Source organism: Enterobacter cloacae complex sp. 6730903 (assembly GCF_048283985.1).
GTDB lineage: Bacteria > Pseudomonadota > Gammaproteobacteria > Enterobacterales > Enterobacteriaceae > Enterobacter > Enterobacter hormaechei_C.
On record NZ_JBLVXX010000138.1, the window covers coordinates 1 to 998 of the forward strand.

1 protein-coding gene is annotated in these 998 nt (G+C 53.0%); it reads right to left on the bottom strand.

Features of this window, described 5'->3' with window-relative positions:
- The coding region (gene tuf / locus ACNQ0W_RS25210) for an elongation factor Tu (protein WP_048338811.1) at positions 1-998 on the bottom strand (998 nt) is incomplete at both ends.

Consider the following 998-nt stretch of genomic DNA (forward strand, 5'->3'; position numbering starts at 1 on the left):
GTCACAACCATCTTGATGTTGTCGCCTGGCATTACCATCTCTACGCCTTCTGGCAGTTCGATGGTACCGGTCACGTCAGTTGTACGGAAGTAGAACTGTGGACGGTAGCCTTTGAAGAACGGAGTATGACGGCCGCCTTCGTCTTTGGACAGAATGTACACTTCAGATTCGAACTTGGTGTGTGGCTTGATTGAGCCTGGCTTCGCCAGAACCTGACCACGTTCGATTTCTTCACGTTTGATACCACGCAGCAGAACACCAACGTTCTCACCAGCACGGCCTTCGTCCAGCAGTTTGCGGAACATTTCAACGCCAGTACAGGTAGACTTCGCAGTCTCTTTGATACCAACGATTTCAACTTCTTCGCCAACTTTGATGATACCGCGCTCTACACGACCGGTAACAACGGTACCACGACCGGAGATGGAGAATACGTCTTCGATTGGCAGCAGGAATGGCTTGTCAATCGCACGCTCTGGTTCTGGGATGTAAGAATCCAGGAAGCCAGCCAGTTCGATGATTTTCGCTTCCCACTCTGCGTCGCCTTCCAGCGCTTTCAGCGCGGAACCACGAACGATTGGGGTGTCGTCGCCTGGGAAATCGTACTGAGACAGCAGTTCACGAACTTCCATCTCTACCAGTTCCAGCAGCTCTTCGTCATCAACCATGTCGCATTTGTTCAGGAACACGATGATGTAAGGAACGCCTACCTGACGACCCAGCAGGATGTGCTCACGAGTCTGAGGCATAGGGCCGTCAGTCGCAGCAACAACCAGGATCGCGCCGTCCATCTGCGCAGCACCGGTGATCATGTTTTTAACATAGTCGGCGTGGCCTGGGCAGTCTACGTGTGCGTAGTGGCGAGTCGGGGTGTCATACTCAACGTGAGAGGTGTTGATGGTGATACCACGAGCTTTTTCTTCTGGTGCGTTATCGATCTGGTCGAAAGCACGAGCAGCACCGCCGTAGGTTTTAGCCAGTACGGTAGTGATTGCAGC